This window comes from Chryseobacterium pennipullorum, from assembly GCF_003384725.1.
GTDB lineage: Bacteria > Bacteroidota > Bacteroidia > Flavobacteriales > Weeksellaceae > Chryseobacterium > Chryseobacterium pennipullorum.
Window position 1 is genome coordinate 264976 of the sequence record NZ_QNVV01000003.1, and the last position, 18673, is coordinate 283648.

Below are 18673 nucleotides of genomic sequence, written 5' to 3' on the forward strand. Positions count from 1 at the left end.
ATGGCGATTGCATATGACCTTATAAAAAATAAATATCTGCATATGAAACTCAAATATAATATCATACCCCTAATACTTATTGCTCTGCTTGTAACAAGCTGTGGAAAAAAAGAAACTCCAGCCGAAAAAGCCCCGGAAAAAACAGAACAGAAAGAACAGCACAAAGAAGAAGTTCCCGAAACAATAGCCGCGCTGACGGAGGAACAGATGAAGTCGGTAGGCGTTACTGTGGGGACGGTAGAAATGAAAGAGCTGACATCTACCATAAAAGCCAATGGTCTGTTAAGTGTTCCCAACAGCAATAAAGCAACCATTACCTCTTTGTATGGAGGAATTATCAAAACCTTAAATGTTCAGGTAGGAAGTATCGTGAAGAAAGGACAGGTAATTGCTACAATTGCGAATCCTGAGTATATCCAGCTTCAGGAAGATTACCTGACGACAAACAGCAGGATTACCTACGCCGAGCAGGAATTCAGAAGACAGAGAGAGCTTTTTGATAATGATGCGGGTGCAAAGAAAAACTTACAAAGTGCTGATGCTGAGCTAAAGACCTTAAGGACCAGAAGAGCCTCTCTTCTAAAACAGCTTCAGATGATGGGAATAAGCCCCGGAAGTGTCAACAACGGGAATATGAGATCAGGATTAGTGATTACGGCTCCTATCAGTGGAACCATCAGTGGTATCACAGCGCAGATCGGAAGTTATGTAGATATCTCTTCTCCGGTGGCTACGGTGATCGATAATGGTTCAATTCATCTGGATCTTCAGGTTTTTGAAAAAGATCTTCCGAAAATGAGAGTAGGACAGGTCGTACATTTCAATCTCACCAATAATCCGGAAACTGAATATGATGCAAGAATTTACAGCATAGGCTCTTCGTTTGAAAACGATAGCAAAACGATTTCAATGCACTGTGAAGTGATCGGAAATAAAACGGGATTAATTGATGGGATGAACATTACAGGAATTGTAAGTCTGGATAAAAGTACCACGCCTGCGGTTCCTACGGAAGCCATTGTAGAAGCAGACAGCAAATATTATGTTTTTGTACAGACCGATAAAAAGGCAGAGGAAGAACATGAGGAAAAAGGAAAACCTCATCCTAAGACGATAAATTTTGAAAAAGTGGAAGTGGTAAAGGGAACGTCGGATATGGGCTATACAGCCATTACTCCGATAGGCCGGATTCCCGATGATGCAAAAATTGTTGTGAAAGGAGCCTTTTTTGTGAATGCGAAGCTCACCAATGCTGGTGAACACGATTAGTAAAATCTCCTTACAACATAAAAAACACATAAAATTATTTCACAAAATGGCACTAAAAGAAGAATTAGAAAAACAGGGAAACTGGCTGTTTAAATACAGAAGCGTTTTACCGATAGGTATTCTGTTTATAGGATTGATTGTTTTTGTCCAGACCAATCTGAAAGAAGTATCTTCAGACTGCATTGTTTATTACGAATTTTTCTGTCTGTTGATCAGTGCGATTGGCCTGGCGATCAGAGTATATACGGTGGGACATACTCCCAAAAATACTTCAGGAAGAAATACTTCGGAAGGACAGGTAGCCGATACCCTGAATACTACGGGGATTTATAGCATAGTAAGAAATCCTTTATATCTGGGGAATTTCTTCATGTGGCTGGGACCTGCGATGTTTACAGAAAATCTGTGGTTTATTGTTTCATTCATCCTTTTCTACTGGATCTATTATGAAAGAATTATTTACGCAGAAGAGCAGTTCCTGGAACGAAAATTTGGTGAAGAATATAGAACCTGGGCATCTAAAGTACCGGTTTTTATCCCTAACTTAGGGTTGTTTACCAGGAGCGAACTGTCTTTCAGTATAAAAAAGGTGTTAAAGAAGGAGAAAAACGGGCTTTTTGCAATGTTTCTGATTTTTATGCTGTTTGATCTAACCGGCGAATGGATTAAAGATCATTCTCATTACAACTATTTATTTGTGGTGGGAACCGTTCTTACCATGATAACCTATCTTGTCCTTAAGATCATGAAAATGCAAACGACCTACCTGGAAAATAACAGATAACTGCCAGAACCCGCTAAAAGAATAATTATGCTATTAAATAAAAAAGTATCTATTTGGTATTTTATCAATGAAATAAAATCTCAGATTTTTTTCATCGTTATTTTTGCTATATCCGTCGGGCTTTTGGATTTGCTCCCGGGTTTCCGGAAGATTTCCCTTCCGCTGAATATTCCTGCTCTGGTAGGAACAGCGGTGTCTTTACTGTTGGCTTTCCGTACCTCGCAATCGTATGAAAGATGGTGGGAAGCAAGAATTGTCTGGGGGGCCATTGTTAATGATTCGCGGACACTGGTGCGGCTGGCAGTACAGTTTTTACCGGAAAAGGAAGCCAGAGTATTTGCAGAAAGACAGATCATCTGGACCTATGCGTTGGGAGAATCTTTACGAAAACTACCTTTTTCCAAACGCGTACAGGAATATCTGGATACCCATAATATACATGCCTTCAATGTTCCTAATGCATTATTGGACGAGCATTCTCAACAGATTCAGAAACTGGCCTCTTCAAAATTACTGACTGAGTTTCAGCAAATGCAGATGAACGACTCTGTTACAAAGCTCTGTGACAGCATGGGGAAATGTGAACGGTTAAAAAATACGGTTTTCCCTCGATCGTACAGTATTCTGGTACATATTTTAATTTATGTATTTGCTGCCATCCTTCCATTTGGACTGGATGATCGTCAGCTAACCGTTGAGGTACTCATCACTATTTTGGTTCCTACTTTATTTATTGCAATTGAAAGAACCTCAATAATTATGCAGGACCCATTTGAAAATACACCAGTTGATACCCCGATGACGTCTCTGGCACAAACAATAGAAATCAATCTAAGACAGATGACCGGAGAGCAGAATGTACCCCTGAAGAAAGAGAATCCTTTATACTTCGAAATGTAAATAATAACATTATGGAACCATCAAAAACACAAATACAAACTGTTTCCGCCGCAAGTAAACACAAAAAAAATCTGCTGATTGTACTGAGTTTCAGTGGAGCTTACCTTATTGCTGAGGTTATAGGAGGAATTCTTACCAACAGCCTTGCTTTACTTGCGGATGCCGCCCATATGCTGACCGACGTCGTAGGGCTGCTGCTTGCTTATATTGCAATCAAAATAGGAGAAAGAAAAGCAGACCCTTCCAAGACCTATGGGTATTACCGTACGGAGATACTGGCAGCCGTAATCAATGCTGTGGTTTTATTGGGAATCTCTTTATACGTATTGTACGAAGCCTATCAGCGTTTCCAAAATCCACCGGAGGTACAGAGTAAGTCCATGCTGATTGTTGCCGGAATCGGATTGCTGGTCAACGTAGCCGGAATGATGATTTTACGAAAAGATTCAGAAGCAAGCCTGAATATGAAAGGAGCTTATTTTGAAGTACTTTCCGATATGCTTACGTCCGTTGGGGTAATGATTGCAGGAGTGATTATGCTGACTACGGGTTGGTATTATGCCGATCCGCTGATCTCTGCCGCCATCGGATTATTGATTTTCCCAAGAACATGGCGCTTATTAAAAGAAGCTATTCATGTTTTACTGGAAGGAACTCCTAAAGAGGTCGATATCCAGGCGCTGCGTCAATCGTTGGAGCAGACTCCCGGAGTGAAAGGCGTTCACGATCTGCACGTATGGTCCCTTACATCGGGTGTCAACGCTATGAGCGCCCACATCGTCAAGGATGAATTACCTTCCCGAAACCAATTGCTGAAAGCATTAGCGGAAAGTACGACCCAGAATTTTAAAATCAGTCATACGACTTTCCAGATTGAAGATGAAGGCTATGAAGAAAATGAAATTCACCTGTAACCTTTATTACCAAAGAAATGAAAAAAGATATAGAAAATAAGCTGATCGATAAGAATACCAAGCCCACCAGCATGAGAATTCTGGTTTACGACTTTTTAAGCTCTCAGGAAGCAGCTCTATCGCTTTCTGAAATAGAAAATCATTTCGAAAATGCAGACCGGATTACCATTTACAGAACTTTAAAGACGTTTGAAGAAAAAGGAATTGTTCATGGTATACAGGAAAATACAACCACAAAATACAAATTGTGTGAAGATGACTGTGATGAAAAAACGCACAAAGACTGGCATCTTCATTTCTATTGTAAAATTTGTAAGCAAACGACCTGCAAAGAAGATATTTCGTTCCCTGAAAATATCCAAACCAATTTCAGGATTGATGAAATAAGACTCTTTGCCAAAGGTATTTGTGAAAACTGTCTCGAAAGTTTGCAATAGCATTGCATAAGTCTCACCTTTATATTTGTATAAAAATATCAGTTATGGAAAAATGCTGTAATACAACCCCCGAAAAAGGACAACCTAAAAAACATAATCACTCTGAAGGTGACGGACATGATCATGATGGGCATGACCACTCTCATGACAACGGAGATCAGACTGTCTTTCAGATGTTTCTGCCGGCGATCATCTCCTTTGTGATCCTCTTATTGGGAATTGCTTTTGATAATTATATAAAACAAACATGGTTTACCGGATGGGTACGTCTGGTATGGTTTCTGGCAGCATATATCCCGGTAGGGCTCCCAGTATTGAAAGATGCCTATAAAAGCATCATCAAGGGAGATGTCTTTTCAGAATTTTTTCTGATGAGTATCGCCACAATCGGAGCATTTATCATTGGAGAATATCCCGAAGGAGTAGCGGTAATGCTTTTCTACGCTGTGGGTGAAGTTTTTCAGACCATGGCTGTGACGAGAGCAAAAGGAAATATAAAAGCTTTATTGGATCAGCGCCCGGACGAAGTCACCATCATGGATAACAACCAGCCTAAAACAATTAAGGCAAAAGAAGCCAAGATAGGAGATGTAATCCAGTTGAAACCAGGTGAAAAATTAGCCCTGGACGGCGAATTGCTGTCAGATTCAGCTTCATTTAATACGGCCGCTTTAACGGGAGAAAGTAAACCGGATACCAAGAATAAAGGCGAAGTAGTTTTAGCTGGAATGATTAATATGAACAGTATTGCTTTGGTACAAGTAAATACGGCATATGAAGACAGCAAGCTAAGCAAAATATTAGAGCTTGTTCAGAATGCAACTGCTCAAAAAGCACCTACGGAATTATTCATTAGAAAATTCGCAAAAGTGTACACCCCGATTGTGGTGCTTCTGGCGATCGCGATCTGTCTGCTTCCGTATTTCTTTGTGAGTGATTACCAGTTCAGGGACTGGCTGTACAGAGCTTTGATCTTCCTTGTAATTTCCTGTCCGTGTGCATTGGTCATCTCCATTCCGTTAGGATATTTCGGAGGAATAGGAGCTGCCAGCAGAAACGGAATTTTATTTAAAGGAAGTAACTTCCTGGATGCTATTGCAGAAATACAGAATGTAGTGATGGACAAAACCGGAACGATGACGGAAGGTGTTTTTAAAGTGCAGGAAGTAAGTATTGCCCCGGAATTTAATAAGGATGAGATCCTTCAGATGGTCAATGTGCTGGAAAGTAAAAGTACCCACCCGGTGGCTACTGCCATTCACAATTACGTAGGAGATATCAACTATTCTATTCCTTTGGATAACGTAGAAGAAATAGCCGGACATGGGTTGAAGGCAACCGTCAACGGAAAAGAACTCCTGGTAGGGAACTTTAAACTGATGGATAAATTCAACATCCGCTATGACATCAATCATGCCAATATTGTATACACTGTGATTGCAGTGGCTTACGATAAGAAGTTCGCAGGATATATTACCATTGCCGACAGCATCAAGGAAGATGCAAAAGCTACGGTGGACAATCTGCATAAAATGAATGTGAAAGCAACCATGTTGAGTGGTGATAAAAGTACAGTAGTACAATATGTGGCGGAACAATTGGGTATTGACAACGCATTTGGAGATCTGCTGCCGGAAGATAAAGTCAATAAAGTAAAAGAGATCAAAGCCAAAAACCAAACGGTAGCCTTTGTGGGTGATGGCGTGAATGATGCGCCGGTTGTCGCTCTTAGTGACGTAGGTATTGCAATGGGAGGACTCGGCAGTGACGCAACCATCGAAACTGCTGATGTCGTTATTCAGGATGATAAACCAAGCAAGATCCCAATGGCAATCAATATTGGTAAAAAGACGAAAAAGATCGTTTGGCAGAATATCATCCTGGCGTTTGTAGTTAAAGCAATTGTTTTAATCCTTGGGGCCGGAGGTCTTGCGACGATGTGGGAAGCGGTATTTGCTGATGTCGGAGTCGCCTTGATCGCTATTTTAAATGCGGTGAGAATTCAGAGGATGAAGTTCTAAGCAGCCAAAAAGGCAGGAAATGCAGATGGCCAATGAATTGCAGTACATTGTATCATACATACAACTAAATTATATTTAAAAAGCTCTCCCGGAAGATTCCGGGAGAGCTTTTATTAACAAGATTAAATGTATAAAGAACTAAATTTTTTGTATTGATAAGGCAAAAAAGTCAAACACTTCTTTTCCTATTATGAACTGATGTTCTCCAACTTTCGAAAACCCATATCTCTCATAAAAGTCCAGAGCTCTCCGGTTGGTATTCAAAACTGAGAGCCAAAGATGAGTCTGCTCAGAGGTCGTAAAAAAATCCATTAGCTCATCCATCAGTGCCTTCCCTGCTTTTTTATCGAGAAAATCTTTCAGTACATAGATCTTTTGCAACTGGGAAGTCATATTGCCCGTAATAAATTCCGTAGGAGAGTGAATTTTTAATTTCGCATACCCGATAGGAAGATCTTTCCAGAAAGCAATCCAATATCTGTTGTTTTCGTTCTGCAGACTTTTCCTGATCTTGGCAACATTGAAAGTCTGTTCATAATAATCAAATAAATCCTTGCTATCCCGGAAGTATTCCGAGAATGTTTCTGTGAAAGTTATCCTTCCCAGAAGGGCAATGTGTTGAGCATCGTGTGCTTCTGCTGTTCTTATTTGGATCATGAGGAGGTCTTCAAATCAAATTTCGGGATAATAATTGTATGGCAACAGGTACAGTTATGTTATTTTTATAGGTAACAGTTTTGTATGACACAATGTCCAATAAGTAATACATCATATTGAGAGCATTCAATTTCTGCCATCAAAAAGAACATTCAATGATATTCATCATAATGAAGCGGGGAATAGTTTTGAAATAGTATATTTGTAACACAGAAATGAATCGTTGAGAGTATTGATTTCCATATTTATCATATTTACCATTGCAATCCGACCCGTTTTGCCACTGTTGAATTATGCGGTTAATTATGAGTATATCGTAAAGAATCTTTGTGAAAAGAGAGATGTACCACAGTCCACTTGTAAAGGGAAATGTTATGTGGAAAAAGAGCTGGCCAAAACTGAAAAACAGTCTAACACCTCTCAAACGATAAAAATTGCAGGATTAGATGTCTTTCTTTCTAATGATATTCTATCCTTTCCAGCCGTGCTTAGTGCGGAGTTGACTTCTGCATCTCCGGATTCAAGCTATTTGACGGCACATTCCTCAGAGTATTTTTCACGGATATTTCATCCTCCTTTAATCTGATTACTAAACTGTATTTTTAGTTTTATGGTCCGGAAGCATTATTGTTTCTCTGACGTTTGATATGCCGGATCGTGTACCAATCGTTTTGGAAATGTATAAGTGGTGGTTTCAGTGTGGTTGATAACCCGTTTTAGTTTTAAGGAGTGATAAAGACGAACTTCCAGAATAAAACTGAATACTGTCTCTGTTTCAATCTGTGGCCATCAATGGATTACTTATTATTAACCTTTATTTAACATCAAAATGAAAATACCAATTGTTTTGGCCGCATTGCTGTCAATAGCGTTGCTGTCATGTGCAAAAGAAACTCCCCAGGTAAAGCATAAAACGAATATGAATACCTCAGGAAAGAATATAGAAAATATTACGGTTGTGAACACAGAAGACCCGATCTGTCATATGAAAACCGCTGGTTTTCTAAAAGATACAGCAGTATATCAAAATAAAACGTATGGTTTTTGCAGTGTCTATTGCAAAGAAGAATTCAAAAAAAATCCCGAACAGTATGCCCAGAAATAATACAACCAATAACAAAAGCAAAGTTATCGTACCGATTGTGGTGATCGCACTGCTTTTCCTGGGAATTGGTGTGGGAATGGGATATTTTAAAAAGAACCTTTATACAGTAATGAAGGTTCCGGATTTTCAACTGACCGACCAGAACGGTAAAAAAATAACCAATAAGGATATGCTGGGAAAAGTATATCTTGTAGAATTTTTTTTCAGCAAATGCCCTACGATCTGCCCGGTAATGAACACCAATATGAAGGCCATTCAGAATCAGATCAATGATCCTGATTTTGGAATTGTCTCAATAAGCATTGATCCTGAGAATGATACACCAGAGGCATTAAAAGAACATGCAAAAAGAATTGGTGCTACTTCTTCTAACTGGCATTTTTTAACAGGTGACAGAACATATATCGGTAACCTTGCCGATCAGTTTAATATTTACGTTGGCGATAAAGAAGATGAAAGCGAAAGCCTGAACCACAGCGGAATGATCGCTCTGGTTGACCAGGACGGGAATATCCGTTGCAGGTACAACAAGGACAATATGCCAATCCTATATTATTCAGGGCTGAATTATGAAGATCCGGACGGGAAAATACCAAAATTAACCGGAAAGTATCACCCGGACCGTGAGATCCTGATTGAAGATATTAAGAAATTATTGAAATAAGGAAGCTGGAAGGTGAATGTGCTACCAGCCTTGATCTCCCATCTTCCAGTTAATAGAAAACATTGTTCAACCATAAAACAAAACATTATGAAGATTTTGAAAATAGCTGCTGTAAGTGCAGTTTTTGCAGCTCAGTTTACACTGGCTCAGTTTAAGCAGACTCCGTTACCGTATGCTTACAATGCCTTGGAGGGTTCTATCGATGCCCAGACTATGGAAATTCATTATTCAAAACATGGTGCGGCTTATGCCAGTAACCTGAATAAGGCGATTGCAGGAACTCCGCAGGAAAAAGAAAATTTGATTAAAATCCTTTCCGAGACTTCCAAATTAAGCCCTGCTGTAAGGAATAACGCCGGAGGACATTATAACCATGAGCTTTTCTGGACGATTCTTACTCCGGAGAAAAATACCCAGCCATCGGCAAAACTGTCAAAAGCGATCAATGAAACTTTCGGAAGTATGGATGCTTTCAAAGAAAAAATGAGCAAAGCAGGTGCTGACCGTTTCGGTTCAGGGTGGGCCTGGCTTTCTGTAGATAAAAACGGGAAGCTTTTCGTTTCTTCAACGCCTAATCAGGATAATCCGCTGATGGATGTAGTAGAAGAAAAAGGAACCCCTATCCTGGGAATTGACGTTTGGGAACATGCGTATTACTTAAAGTATCAAAACAAAAGAGCAGACTATCTTTCTGCCATCTGGAATGTGCTGAACTGGAAAGAAGTAAGCAAAAGATATGATGCTGCCTTAAGCAAAAAATAAGTTCATGAAATTATTTTACAGCATAGTCTTTATTGGTTATATGGTGTTCAGGCCTCTGATACCTATGGCAGACTATGCTGTAAATTATAATTATATCGTGAATACGCTGTGCGTTAATAAAAGCAAACCGGAACTTCACTGCAACGGAAAGTGCTACCTCAGCAAAGAACTGGCAAAAGCTAACAGTGACACAGAAGCTAACCCATTTCATAAATTAAAAAATTCAGGGCAGAAAGTTCTTGATATTTATATTCTGACTGATATTACCAAAGTTGCCATCAATGAAAAAATCTCGTTTTTCAGGGGTAACTTCTTTTACGAAACAGACTATTCTTTTCTGTTTCTCAAACACATTTTCAGACCACCGGTTTTTTAAGTTTTAATTATTCATTTATAGAAAACTCACCAAAAATTTATCTAAGCTGGCTTTAGTAGGCTTAAAAACCTATGTATATAAGTACACAAATTTGAAAACCTCTCATTTTCAAAAAGCTTGTGTATCATCTAAAACAGTCTGCTGTTAAAATTATAAAATAACTTAAATGTTATAAACTCTTTTGGTGCCTTTTCTTGGTAAGGTGTTGAATGCTCAGTGTTCAACGTATTTCCATTGTACTCAACAACTAAAAAAAATCAACAATGAAAATGTATAAATTTTTCATAATGGGTTTACTGTTGACGGTTGTTTCCTGCACGCTCGACAAAACAGATTATGAAAATGAAATCAATACGGCCGTTCCCGAACATTATGAATTTAAGGAGGCCGTTACTTTAAGTAAAGATGATTATAAAATAAGTATTGAAGCATTGAACGGAACCTTCTATCAGGGATATAATGAAATCCGGCTGAAGGTGGTCAATGCAAAAACCGGCGAATATCTAAATGTCTCGGACGTTACTTTCATGCCGGTCGCTACGAGTGCTGATGGAAGTAAGGCCTCATGTCCCCATCGGTATCAACCGGAATATAATTCTACCGGTCAATATTACTCAGGGTATGCTGTATTTACTGAAAGAAGTAATGCAATGCAAGGCTGGAAACTGTACCTGAATTTCAAGGTCAATCAAAAGACCTATGAATTGGATAAGGAGGTAACGGTACAGGAACAAATCAATAAAAACCTCAATATGACTTCGTTCACGGGAAATGACGGCGGACAGTATTTTATTGCACTTGTATCTCCTCAGAAACCAAATGTCGCAGAGAATAAGCTGGTGGCAGGGATCTATCAATACAATAAGCCACAGGCTCCGGGAGGCAGCTTTCCCGACCCTTCGCAATTTTCGTATTCAGAAGTCAAAGGCTATACCTTGCTGCTGGATCCCAGAATGCCGGAGCCTTCTATGGGCAATCATTCATCGCCTAATAACAAGGATTTGGTACAGGGAGATGACGGCCTGTATCATGGTGTGGTTAATTATACCATGACCGGAAACTGGACATTGAATTTCATCATGCTGAATCAGAACGGAAAAATCATTAAAGGAACTAAGGTTTCTACTGATTTTACGCCAGGTGTAGCGGGGGCTAAGAGCGAGCTTTTTATTGATACATTATTCTGATTTATGAAGTATACAGGAATAATTCTGGTCTTTGTGGGTTTTTTGATGAATGCTCAGAACAGACAGATATCAAAGGACAGTATTGCCCTTTTAGATGAGGTAGAGGTAAGAGGAGATAAAAAGAAGTTAGAAAGAAAAATGAAAAGGGCGCTTTCTGTGGATGAGCTTCTGGCGGCTTCTGATCAAATCAGCTTTGTAAAGCGCGGCGCGTACGCCTGGGAACCGTTACTTAATAACATGGGTACTGAGCGATCTGCGGTTACTATTGATGGCATGCATATTTTTGGGGCGTGTACAGACAAGATGGATCCGGTTTCCTCCTATATGGAGAGCAACAGTCTTTCCTCGATTGATATAAAATCAGGCCAGGCCGGGAGTTTAAACGGGGCAACGATTGCCGGAAGCATTGATTTGAAACGAAAAGCCAGCTCTTTCACTCTTGAGAAAAAATGGAATGGGGCCTATCAAACCGGTTTCGAAGCCAACAACAAACAGTTCTTTAACCTTGGGAATATATCATATACAAGCAGGAGATTGGTGGTCGATGGAAGCGTAGGCTTTCGGAAGGCGGATAATTATTATGATGGTCATAATGCTGAAGTCAACCATTCACAATATAATAAGTTCAATGCAGGAGTTGGCCTTGCTTATAAGACAGGTCCTTTATCCTCTGTGAAGGTGGATGCTGTGTTCGACCAGGCGAAGAATGTTGGGTTTCCTGCCTTACCCATGGATTTATGGCTTTCAAGAGCGGTGATTACTTCAGCCTCCTATAACAAGCTATTTAAAGAAGGGATGGTACAATCGTGGGATACAAAAATCTACTTCAATACCATAGAGCATTATATGGATGACACCACACGTCCGGAAAATCTTGTCCATATGGATATGCCGGGGTGGAGTACTACCTATGGGCTGGTTTCCAATGTAAACCTGAAAAAAGAACGCTATACTTCGGAGGTTCAGCTTAACCTCTACCAAAATTTATCCATTGCTGAGATGCGGATGTATCCGCAGGACCGAAGCAGCAGGACGATGTTTGCCTACAGCTGGCCCTGGGTTACTACACGTTTTACCGGGCTTTCCATGAATAATGTGTGGGAAATCTCGAATCAAAGCCGGCTGAGTTTAGGAGGGTCTTTAGGCTTAAACTATAATTATTCCAGATATGCTGAGTTTAACTGGATCTTTCATCCGGGAGCTCCACAGGAAAAAATAAGAATCCTGCCAGCTTTACACGCCGGTTATCAATGGGAAGCCGGGCACTTTAATTTTTCTCTTGGGACAGGGTATGGCCATAGGGCTCCTTCTGTTTCGGAAGGATATGGATATTATATCTACAACAGCTTTGATCGGTATGACTATATAGGGAATCCAGACTTAAAAAATGAAATTTCCTATGAAACCAATGCTGGCGTTGGTTTTAAGAATACGAAACTTACTATTGAAGCAAAAGCCAACTATTTTTACATCCAAAATTATATTATTGGAAGGATCTTAAGTCTGGGAAGTCCGATGAATTATCAGTCTGTCGGGGTAAAAGGATATACATCGCTGGACCACGCAACGTTATTTAACGTTTCTCTTAATGCCGGTTATCATATCACGCAGGATCTTCATTGGAAAGGTATTCTAACCTATGCACGGGGAAGAGATGATCACGGAAAAAATTTACCTTTTATCCGTCCCTTGAGTTATCAGTCATCTGTTCATTTTAACTACCGTCATTTCGGATTTCAGACTTCTGTTAATGGAGACTTTATCCAGAACAATTACAGCCCGGAATATGGAGAAGATCAGACCCCGGCTTATGCTTTTTGGAACTTATCTGTGGATTATTCGTTCAGGATCAGTAAGTTCCGGACGGTTTTCCAGATTGGATCAGAAAATCTGCTCAATGCCTATTATAGCACTTATGCGGACTGGGGAAATATTCCCAGAATGGGGCGTAATATTTTTACCTCTTTGAAAATCAGTTTTTAAAGATCACACTATTTTAATTTAAAACAACAACTAAAATTTTTACAATGCAAAACTTAAAACAATATCTGCTAATATCCGCTTTTTCATTGAGCGTAATTTCCTGCCAAAACAGTGGCGACGATAATCCTGTTGCCAATCATGTAACTCTTGAATTCAATAACACATTTAAAAATAAGACCATTGCCCTTGGAGATGCCGCATCGGGAACAGCAACTACAAATATTTCTGCAGAAGGTCAGGTTCATCACTTTTCGGAATTGAAATATGTAATCAGTAATATCCGCCTTATCAAAACAGACGGTAATGAGGTTCCTTATAAAATTAATGATCTGGATCAGGGCGCTACCGTCATAGATCAGTCCAAACCGGAGACCCTTCAGTATATTTTGAGTAATATACCAGCCGGGGAATACAAAAAGATAAGATTTGGTTTAGGAGTGAAGAAAGAACTGAATGTCCTGGACCAGGTAAGATTTCCGAAGTTTTATGCCACTGCAGGATCCAATGATACCCAGATGATGTGGGAGTGGGGAGCAGGCTACCGCTTCACAAAAATTGAAGGATTCTATGGGACGGACCACAAACAGATGTCTATCCATACCGGAAGTACCATCAAAGGGTCAGAAGGTAATTATACACAGGGAGTGGATGCGTACAGAGATATCACCTTAGATCTTCCTAAGACTGCAATCGTTGATAACAAAGCGCCTAAGATTACCATTAAAGCAGATTTTGATAAACTGCTGACCGGGAAAATAAATACAATCGTATTAACTTCCGGAACAGGAATGGACGGAAATGCAACGCCCAACATTCATACTGCCAACCAGATGGTGAAATTTGTTGATAACCTTGGTGGCAATGGGTCAAATGATGTTTCAGGAATGTTTTCAATACATAATGTTGAGAATTAAGGGGAGTTTATTCCAACGATCAGTATATATACTTTTTAAAATGAAAAAAAGATGGTGTATGGTGGTGGTTTCGTTATTGCTTATCTCTTGTAATAATGATTATTACGAACCTGTTTCTACTGATAATCCTGAGATTACACTCCGTATTCCGATGCGTTTTCCAGAACTAAATTCTTCGGTGACTTCTAACAGGCCTACGAAATATGGTGTTGAGCTGGGAGAAAAACTGTTTCATGATAAGAGGTTTAGCGCGGATAATACGGTTTCGTGTTCCAGCTGTCATATCCAGGACAATGCCTTTGCTGACCATAAGGCTCAGGCGGTAGGCATACAGGGCAGGATAGGTCTGCGAAATACGCCTCCTATCCAGAACATGGCCTTTATGAAATTTTACAATTGGGACGGAAATATTCTTCAATTGGAGAAACAGCCGCTGGTTCCTATTATTACCCATGAAGAAATGGGCTCATCTATTCTTGAAGTTATTGGGAAAATCAAGGATGATCTTTTTTACAGGGACTTATTCATAAAGGCATTTGGTGACGGAAGTATTACTCCTGAAAGAATCTATAAGAGTATTGCCCAATATGAGTACACGTTGATTTCTGCTGATACAAAGTATGATAAGGTCAAAAGAAATGAGGGGATGGCTTTTACCGAAGCTGAAGCTCAGGGCTATCAGACTTTTCAGCAAAAATGTGCAGGCTGTCACAGTACAGAACTGTTTACCGACCAGAGTTTCCGGAATATAGGATTTCCTTTGAATCCGGATACCAATGAAGCAGGGCGGGGAAGAGTGACCGGTATTCCAAAAGATTATATGAGCTTTCGGGTTCCTTCTCTAAGAAATGTGGAATATACAGCTCCATACGGTAGCTTCGGCCAGTTCGCGACACTCAGAGCCGTTCTTGATTACTTTGACAAAGGCGTTATAGACAGTGAGCATCTCGACCCTGTTTTTAAGAAAAATGGAAATCGGATTCCCTTGACCGAAAAAGAAAAAACGAACCTTATTACGTTCATGAAAACTTTGAGTGATCCTGATTTTATACGTAAATAATCACGATAAAAAGCTTTATTTTCACACTGCTGATCAGACCGCAAAGCTACCCAATATTCGGTGCTAAAACTGATGAAAGATCCTGTTACGAATGTAACGGGATTTTTTTATTTATCCATTTGATAATCATTTTGTTCTGTAGGGTGTTGTATCTGACCGGAATTTTCTATCTTTGCCGGAATTTGGTGAGCCATAAAAAGCTTTTAAAAGGGAATCCGGTGAAAATCCGGGACAGACCCGCTGCTGTAAGCTCCACATCAAAGTTTTTGAAGAATATATCCACTGTTTTATAATGGGAAGGATTTCAAAAACGGAGTAAGTCAGAAGACCTGCCAGATCAATTTAACGTTTGACGCTTTCGTGGAATAAAGCTTAGGACAACAATGATAGTGTACAGTGATCACTGTGCTTTGTCGTTGCTTTCTTACATCCATTAGCGTCATCATTATCCTGAATGAGCTAATGGTGGCAAAACTGACTACATTTCAATTTCATACAATTGTTTTCACGGTATTCGTGTTAACCTCACAATTCCTGTTTTCTCAAAGCGGGAAAAAAGACAGTATTAGGAAAGAAACCATAAAGACGGTCAATATTTATAAAAAGAATTTTAAAGAGATTCTTCCTGCTCAGGTTTTGCAAGGCGAAGAACTTGAACGGCTGAACAGCCACTCAGTTGCCGATGCATTACGTTATTTTTCAGGAGTCCAGATCAAAGACTACGGGGGAATGGGAGGTTTGAAGACCGTTAATATCCGGAGTATGGGAAGCCAGCATGTCGGTGTTTTCTATGATGGCATCCAGCTCGGGAATGCTCAGAATGGGCTGGTGGATTTAGGAAGGTATTCTCTGGATGACCTTGAAGAAATTTCACTGTACAACGGGCAGAAAAGTGAAATTTTTCAGCCTGCCAAAGACTTTGGGTCTTCAGGCTCTATTTATCTGCAGCCTAAGACACCGGTATTCACCGGAAACAGGAAAACCAATCTTGTGCTAAGAGCCAAAAGTGCTTCCATTGATTTGTTTAATTCTTCATTCCGGTTGGAGCAAAAGATCTCAAAAAGGATTGCTGCAAGTTTCAGTGCAGAATTTCTCCAGAGTGACGGTCTTTACAGGTTTCATTATGGCCGGAAATACCCTAATGGGACAACGGCTGCCGATACCATTTCCAAAAGATATGATTCCGATATTAAGGCAAAGCGTTTCGAAACGTCCGTTAACGGGACTTTAAACAACGGAAGTTGGAATGTACGTGGGTATGGATATATTTCAGACCGTGGTATTCCGGCCCCTATCGTGAAATTCCGCTTTAAAGCAAGAGGGGCAAGAATGCTCGATGAAAACTATTTTGTACAGGCCAATTTCCGAAAAAAGCTGTTTCCAAAACTTGAAACCCAGCTGAAGGCAAAATTTGCTTATGATTACACCTATTTTAACGATACGGTATTGTCACAGTCTGCAATGCCTGCAACAAATACATATATTCAACGGGAGGTTTATCTCTCCTCTTCCAACCTATATTCGATTACGCCCAATTGGGACGTGAGTCTCAGTGGCGACTTTCAGTACAATAACCTGGATGCTAATTTGTATAATTTTTCTTACCCTACGCGCTATACTACCCTGGTTGCATTGGCTACAACTTATCAATGGAACCGGTTTAAGTTTTTAGGAAGCCTTTTGGGGACTTTTACCTTTGAAGAGGTTGAAAAGAATAAAAGACCGGATGACAGAAGAGAATGGACACCGGCCTTTTTTATGAGTTATCAGCCTGCTGCAATACCGGAACTAACCCTTAGAGCTTTTTATAAAAATATTTTCAGATTGCCAACCTTTAATGACCTGTATTATACCAGCGTGGGAAACACCTATCTGAAACCGGAATTTACCCATCAGTATGACATAGGATTTACCTATCAGAAAAAATACGACCGTTCATGGTTTAAGGGGCTTTATGTAAAATTAGACGGATATTACAACAGGGTAGAGGATAAGATTGTTGCTGTGCCTACCACCAATATGTTTCGCTGGATGATGCTAAATCTCGGAAAGGTTGAAATCATTGGCGCCGATGTAAATGTTCAGACCGAAATGATGGTGGGAAAGGTTAAGGTTAAGCCATTATTGTCTTATACCTACCAGAGTGCAAAAGATAAAACAGTGAACGAAGGGGAAACCGAAACTTTTTATGGACAGCAAATCCCCTATACCCCATGGCATAGCGGTTCATTTACTTTAATGGCTGATTATAAAGACTGGAGTTTCAACTACAGCATGATTTACGTCGGAAAACGCTATGATGCCCAGCTGGATAATATTAAGTACAATTCTATTCAGCCCTGGTACACCCATGATCTTTCGGTTCAGAGAAAACTTAGCCTGGCTGGACATCCCTTTAAAATCAACCTCGAAATGAACAATATTTTTAACCAGTATTATGACGTGGTGAAAAACTATCCCATGCCCGGGAGAAACTTCAGACTTACTTTAAACTTTAACTTATGAGAACGCTAAATATCTGTTTCCTGTTTTTTGTTTTGGCTGCTCTTGTTTCCTGCCGTACGGATGAAATCCTCATCCCTATGGAGGTCGAAGAGGGACTTACCCCAATAGAAAATACGGCCATCAAAGGATTTTATGTACTGAATGAAGGCAATATGGGAAGCAACAAATGCACCCTTGACTTTTTTGATTATACCAAAGGGACCTACTACAGGAATATCTTTTCTGAGATCAATCCTGATGTTTTAAAAGAACTGGGAGACGTGGGAAATGATATCAAGATCTATGGCAGTAAACTGTATATCGTGGTCAATGTTTCCAATACCATTGAAGTTCTTGATGCAAAAACAGCCAAACATCTTAAGTCTATTTATCTACAGAACTGCAGATACATGACATTTAAAGATGGAAAAGCCTATGCCAGCAGCTATGCAGGCCCCGTAGATATCAACCCGTTAGCTCCTAAAGGGAAAGTAGCAGAGATAGATACGGTATCACTGTCCATCAAACGCAATGTAACAGTGGGATACCAACCCGAAGAAATGGAAATTGTGGGTGATCAATTGTTTGTTGCCAATTCCGGAGGATATATGGTTCCGAACTATGACCGAACCGTTTCTGTCATAGACCTCAATAGTTTTACAGAAAAGAAAAAGATTGACGTCGCGATTAATCTGCATCGTCTTAAAAAGGACAATTACGGAGATCTGTATGTGAGCTCAAGAGGTGATTACTATGACGTTCCTTCCAATCTGTATCTGGTAGATGCCGCAACAGGGGTTATCAAAAAGGATTTTCATCTGGCAGTCAGTGAAATGACCATTGTAAATGATAAGTTGTATTACTACGGAAACGAATTCAATTATAATACCCATTCCTATGTAAAAACATTTGGAATCATAGATGTGAAGACTGAGCAGATCATTTCCAACAAAATTGTGGACAAGGAGTATGAATCCATTATTAAAACCCCCTACGGGATTGCCGTAAATCCTATTACCGAAGACATTTATATTACAGATGCCAGAAACTATGTATCGATGGGGTTTGTATACTGCTTCGATAAAAACGGGCACTTTAAATGGAAAACCGAAGGCGGAAACATTCCTGCCCATTTTGCTTTTTTATACAAATAACA

At 39.8% G+C, this 18673-nt stretch carries 17 protein-coding genes and 1 riboswitch; of the genes, 16 read left to right on the forward strand and 1 reads right to left on the reverse strand.

Annotation, left to right across the window (positions count from 1 at the left end):
- The first annotated feature begins 42 nt into the window (after positions 1-42).
- From DRF67_RS05550 to DRF67_RS05575, 6 genes are all read left to right on the forward strand, one after another.
- Positions 43-1269 carry an efflux RND transporter periplasmic adaptor subunit gene (locus DRF67_RS05550; protein WP_115927467.1) on the forward strand — a complete coding sequence of 409 codons (1227 nt, stop codon included), beginning with the start codon at positions 43-45 and terminating at the stop codon, positions 1267-1269.
- A 46-nt stretch (positions 1270-1315) separates the two neighbouring features.
- Positions 1316-2053, forward strand: coding sequence for a methyltransferase family protein (locus DRF67_RS05555; RefSeq protein ID WP_115927468.1), 738 nt, complete (start codon positions 1316-1318; stop codon positions 2051-2053).
- A gap of 27 nt (positions 2054-2080) precedes the next feature.
- Positions 2081-2953: a bestrophin family protein gene (locus tag DRF67_RS05560; RefSeq protein WP_115927343.1), complete on the forward strand. Its 873-nt coding sequence runs from the start codon at positions 2081-2083 to the stop codon at positions 2951-2953.
- A gap of 11 nt (positions 2954-2964) precedes the next feature.
- Positions 2965-3867 (forward strand): cation diffusion facilitator family transporter, encoded by a 903-nt coding sequence (locus tag DRF67_RS05565; protein WP_115927344.1) that lies wholly within the window; start codon positions 2965-2967, stop codon positions 3865-3867.
- 17 nt (positions 3868-3884) lie between these two features.
- Complete coding sequence (locus DRF67_RS05570) at positions 3885-4304, forward strand: Fur family transcriptional regulator (protein ID WP_115927345.1); 420 nt, start codon at positions 3885-3887, stop codon at positions 4302-4304.
- Between the two features lie 371 nt (positions 4305-4675).
- Entirely contained in the window at positions 4676-6325 is a 1650-nt protein-coding gene (locus DRF67_RS05575) for a heavy metal translocating P-type ATPase (RefSeq protein ID WP_449384850.1), read from the forward strand.
- 138 nt (positions 6326-6463) lie between these two features.
- On the opposite strand, the gene DRF67_RS05580 is transcribed toward DRF67_RS05575, so the two are convergent.
- Positions 6464-6982 (reverse strand): GNAT family N-acetyltransferase, encoded by a 519-nt coding sequence (locus DRF67_RS05580; RefSeq protein ID WP_115927347.1) that lies wholly within the window; start codon positions 6980-6982, stop codon positions 6464-6466.
- An 829-nt stretch (positions 6983-7811) separates the two neighbouring features.
- Here DRF67_RS05580 and DRF67_RS05590 point away from each other — a divergent pair.
- From DRF67_RS05590 to DRF67_RS05635, 10 genes are all read left to right on the forward strand, one after another.
- A complete protein-coding gene (locus tag DRF67_RS05590) occupies positions 7812-8087 on the forward strand; it encodes a YHS domain-containing protein (RefSeq protein ID WP_115927349.1) in 276 nt (91 codons plus the stop codon).
- Complete coding sequence (locus tag DRF67_RS05595; protein ID WP_115927350.1) at positions 8074-8751, forward strand: SCO family protein; 678 nt, start codon at positions 8074-8076, stop codon at positions 8749-8751. The genes DRF67_RS05590 and DRF67_RS05595 overlap by 14 nt, the downstream gene beginning before the upstream one ends.
- Positions 8752-8838: 87 nt before the next feature.
- On the forward strand, positions 8839-9513 hold the full coding sequence (locus DRF67_RS05600) for a superoxide dismutase (RefSeq protein ID WP_115927351.1): 675 nt from the start codon (positions 8839-8841) through the stop codon (positions 9511-9513).
- Positions 9514-9517: 4 nt separating this feature from the next.
- Positions 9518-9889 (forward strand): hypothetical protein, encoded by a 372-nt coding sequence (locus DRF67_RS05605; RefSeq protein WP_115927352.1) that lies wholly within the window; start codon positions 9518-9520, stop codon positions 9887-9889.
- 287 nt (positions 9890-10176) lie between these two features.
- Complete coding sequence (locus tag DRF67_RS05610; RefSeq protein WP_228435743.1) at positions 10177-11076, forward strand: FixH family protein; 900 nt, start codon at positions 10177-10179, stop codon at positions 11074-11076.
- 3 nt (positions 11077-11079) lie between these two features.
- On the forward strand, positions 11080-13059 hold the full coding sequence (locus tag DRF67_RS05615) for a TonB-dependent receptor plug domain-containing protein (RefSeq protein ID WP_115927354.1): 1980 nt from the start codon (positions 11080-11082) through the stop codon (positions 13057-13059).
- Positions 13060-13103: 44 nt separating this feature from the next.
- On the forward strand, positions 13104-13973 hold the full coding sequence (locus DRF67_RS05620) for an MbnP family protein (protein WP_115927355.1): 870 nt from the start codon (positions 13104-13106) through the stop codon (positions 13971-13973).
- A 40-nt stretch (positions 13974-14013) separates the two neighbouring features.
- Positions 14014-15033, forward strand: coding sequence for a cytochrome-c peroxidase (locus DRF67_RS05625; RefSeq protein ID WP_115927356.1), 1020 nt, complete (start codon positions 14014-14016; stop codon positions 15031-15033).
- A gap of 166 nt (positions 15034-15199) precedes the next feature.
- Positions 15200-15384: riboswitch (cobalamin riboswitch) on the forward strand.
- Between the two features lie 111 nt (positions 15385-15495).
- The gene (locus tag DRF67_RS05630; protein ID WP_115927357.1) at positions 15496-17538 is read left to right on the forward strand and encodes a TonB-dependent receptor plug domain-containing protein; all 2043 of its coding nucleotides are present in this window, start codon (positions 15496-15498) and stop codon (positions 17536-17538) included.
- Positions 17535-18671, forward strand: coding sequence for a YncE family protein (locus DRF67_RS05635; protein WP_115927358.1), 1137 nt, complete (start codon positions 17535-17537; stop codon positions 18669-18671). The genes DRF67_RS05630 and DRF67_RS05635 overlap by 4 nt, the downstream gene beginning before the upstream one ends.
- Positions 18672-18673: the final 2 nt, after the last annotated feature.

Coding starts and splice junctions, on each gene's coding strand:
- DRF67_RS05580 (WP_115927347.1), bottom strand. CDS start 6,982: ATGATCCAAATAAGAACAGCAGAAGCACACGATGCTCAACACATTGCC.
- DRF67_RS05565 (WP_115927344.1), top strand. CDS start 2,965: ATGGAACCATCAAAAACACAAATACAAACTGTTTCCGCCGCAAGTAAA.
- DRF67_RS05600 (WP_115927351.1), top strand. CDS start 8,839: ATGAAGATTTTGAAAATAGCTGCTGTAAGTGCAGTTTTTGCAGCTCAG.
- DRF67_RS05605 (WP_115927352.1), top strand. CDS start 9,518: ATGAAATTATTTTACAGCATAGTCTTTATTGGTTATATGGTGTTCAGG.
- DRF67_RS05555 (WP_115927468.1), top strand. CDS start 1,316: ATGGCACTAAAAGAAGAATTAGAAAAACAGGGAAACTGGCTGTTTAAA.
- DRF67_RS05550 (WP_115927467.1), top strand. CDS start 43: ATGAAACTCAAATATAATATCATACCCCTAATACTTATTGCTCTGCTT.
- DRF67_RS05615 (WP_115927354.1), top strand. CDS start 11,080: ATGAAGTATACAGGAATAATTCTGGTCTTTGTGGGTTTTTTGATGAAT.
- DRF67_RS05590 (WP_115927349.1), top strand. CDS start 7,812: ATGAAAATACCAATTGTTTTGGCCGCATTGCTGTCAATAGCGTTGCTG.
- DRF67_RS05625 (WP_115927356.1), top strand. CDS start 14,014: ATGAAAAAAAGATGGTGTATGGTGGTGGTTTCGTTATTGCTTATCTCT.
- DRF67_RS05595 (WP_115927350.1), top strand. CDS start 8,074: ATGCCCAGAAATAATACAACCAATAACAAAAGCAAAGTTATCGTACCG.
- DRF67_RS05560 (WP_115927343.1), top strand. CDS start 2,081: ATGCTATTAAATAAAAAAGTATCTATTTGGTATTTTATCAATGAAATA.
- DRF67_RS05610 (WP_228435743.1), top strand. CDS start 10,177: ATGGGTTTACTGTTGACGGTTGTTTCCTGCACGCTCGACAAAACAGAT.
- DRF67_RS05575 (WP_449384850.1), top strand. CDS start 4,676: ATGAGTATCGCCACAATCGGAGCATTTATCATTGGAGAATATCCCGAA.
- DRF67_RS05630 (WP_115927357.1), top strand. CDS start 15,496: ATGGTGGCAAAACTGACTACATTTCAATTTCATACAATTGTTTTCACG.
- DRF67_RS05570 (WP_115927345.1), top strand. CDS start 3,885: ATGAAAAAAGATATAGAAAATAAGCTGATCGATAAGAATACCAAGCCC.
- DRF67_RS05620 (WP_115927355.1), top strand. CDS start 13,104: ATGCAAAACTTAAAACAATATCTGCTAATATCCGCTTTTTCATTGAGC.
- DRF67_RS05635 (WP_115927358.1), top strand. CDS start 17,535: ATGAGAACGCTAAATATCTGTTTCCTGTTTTTTGTTTTGGCTGCTCTT.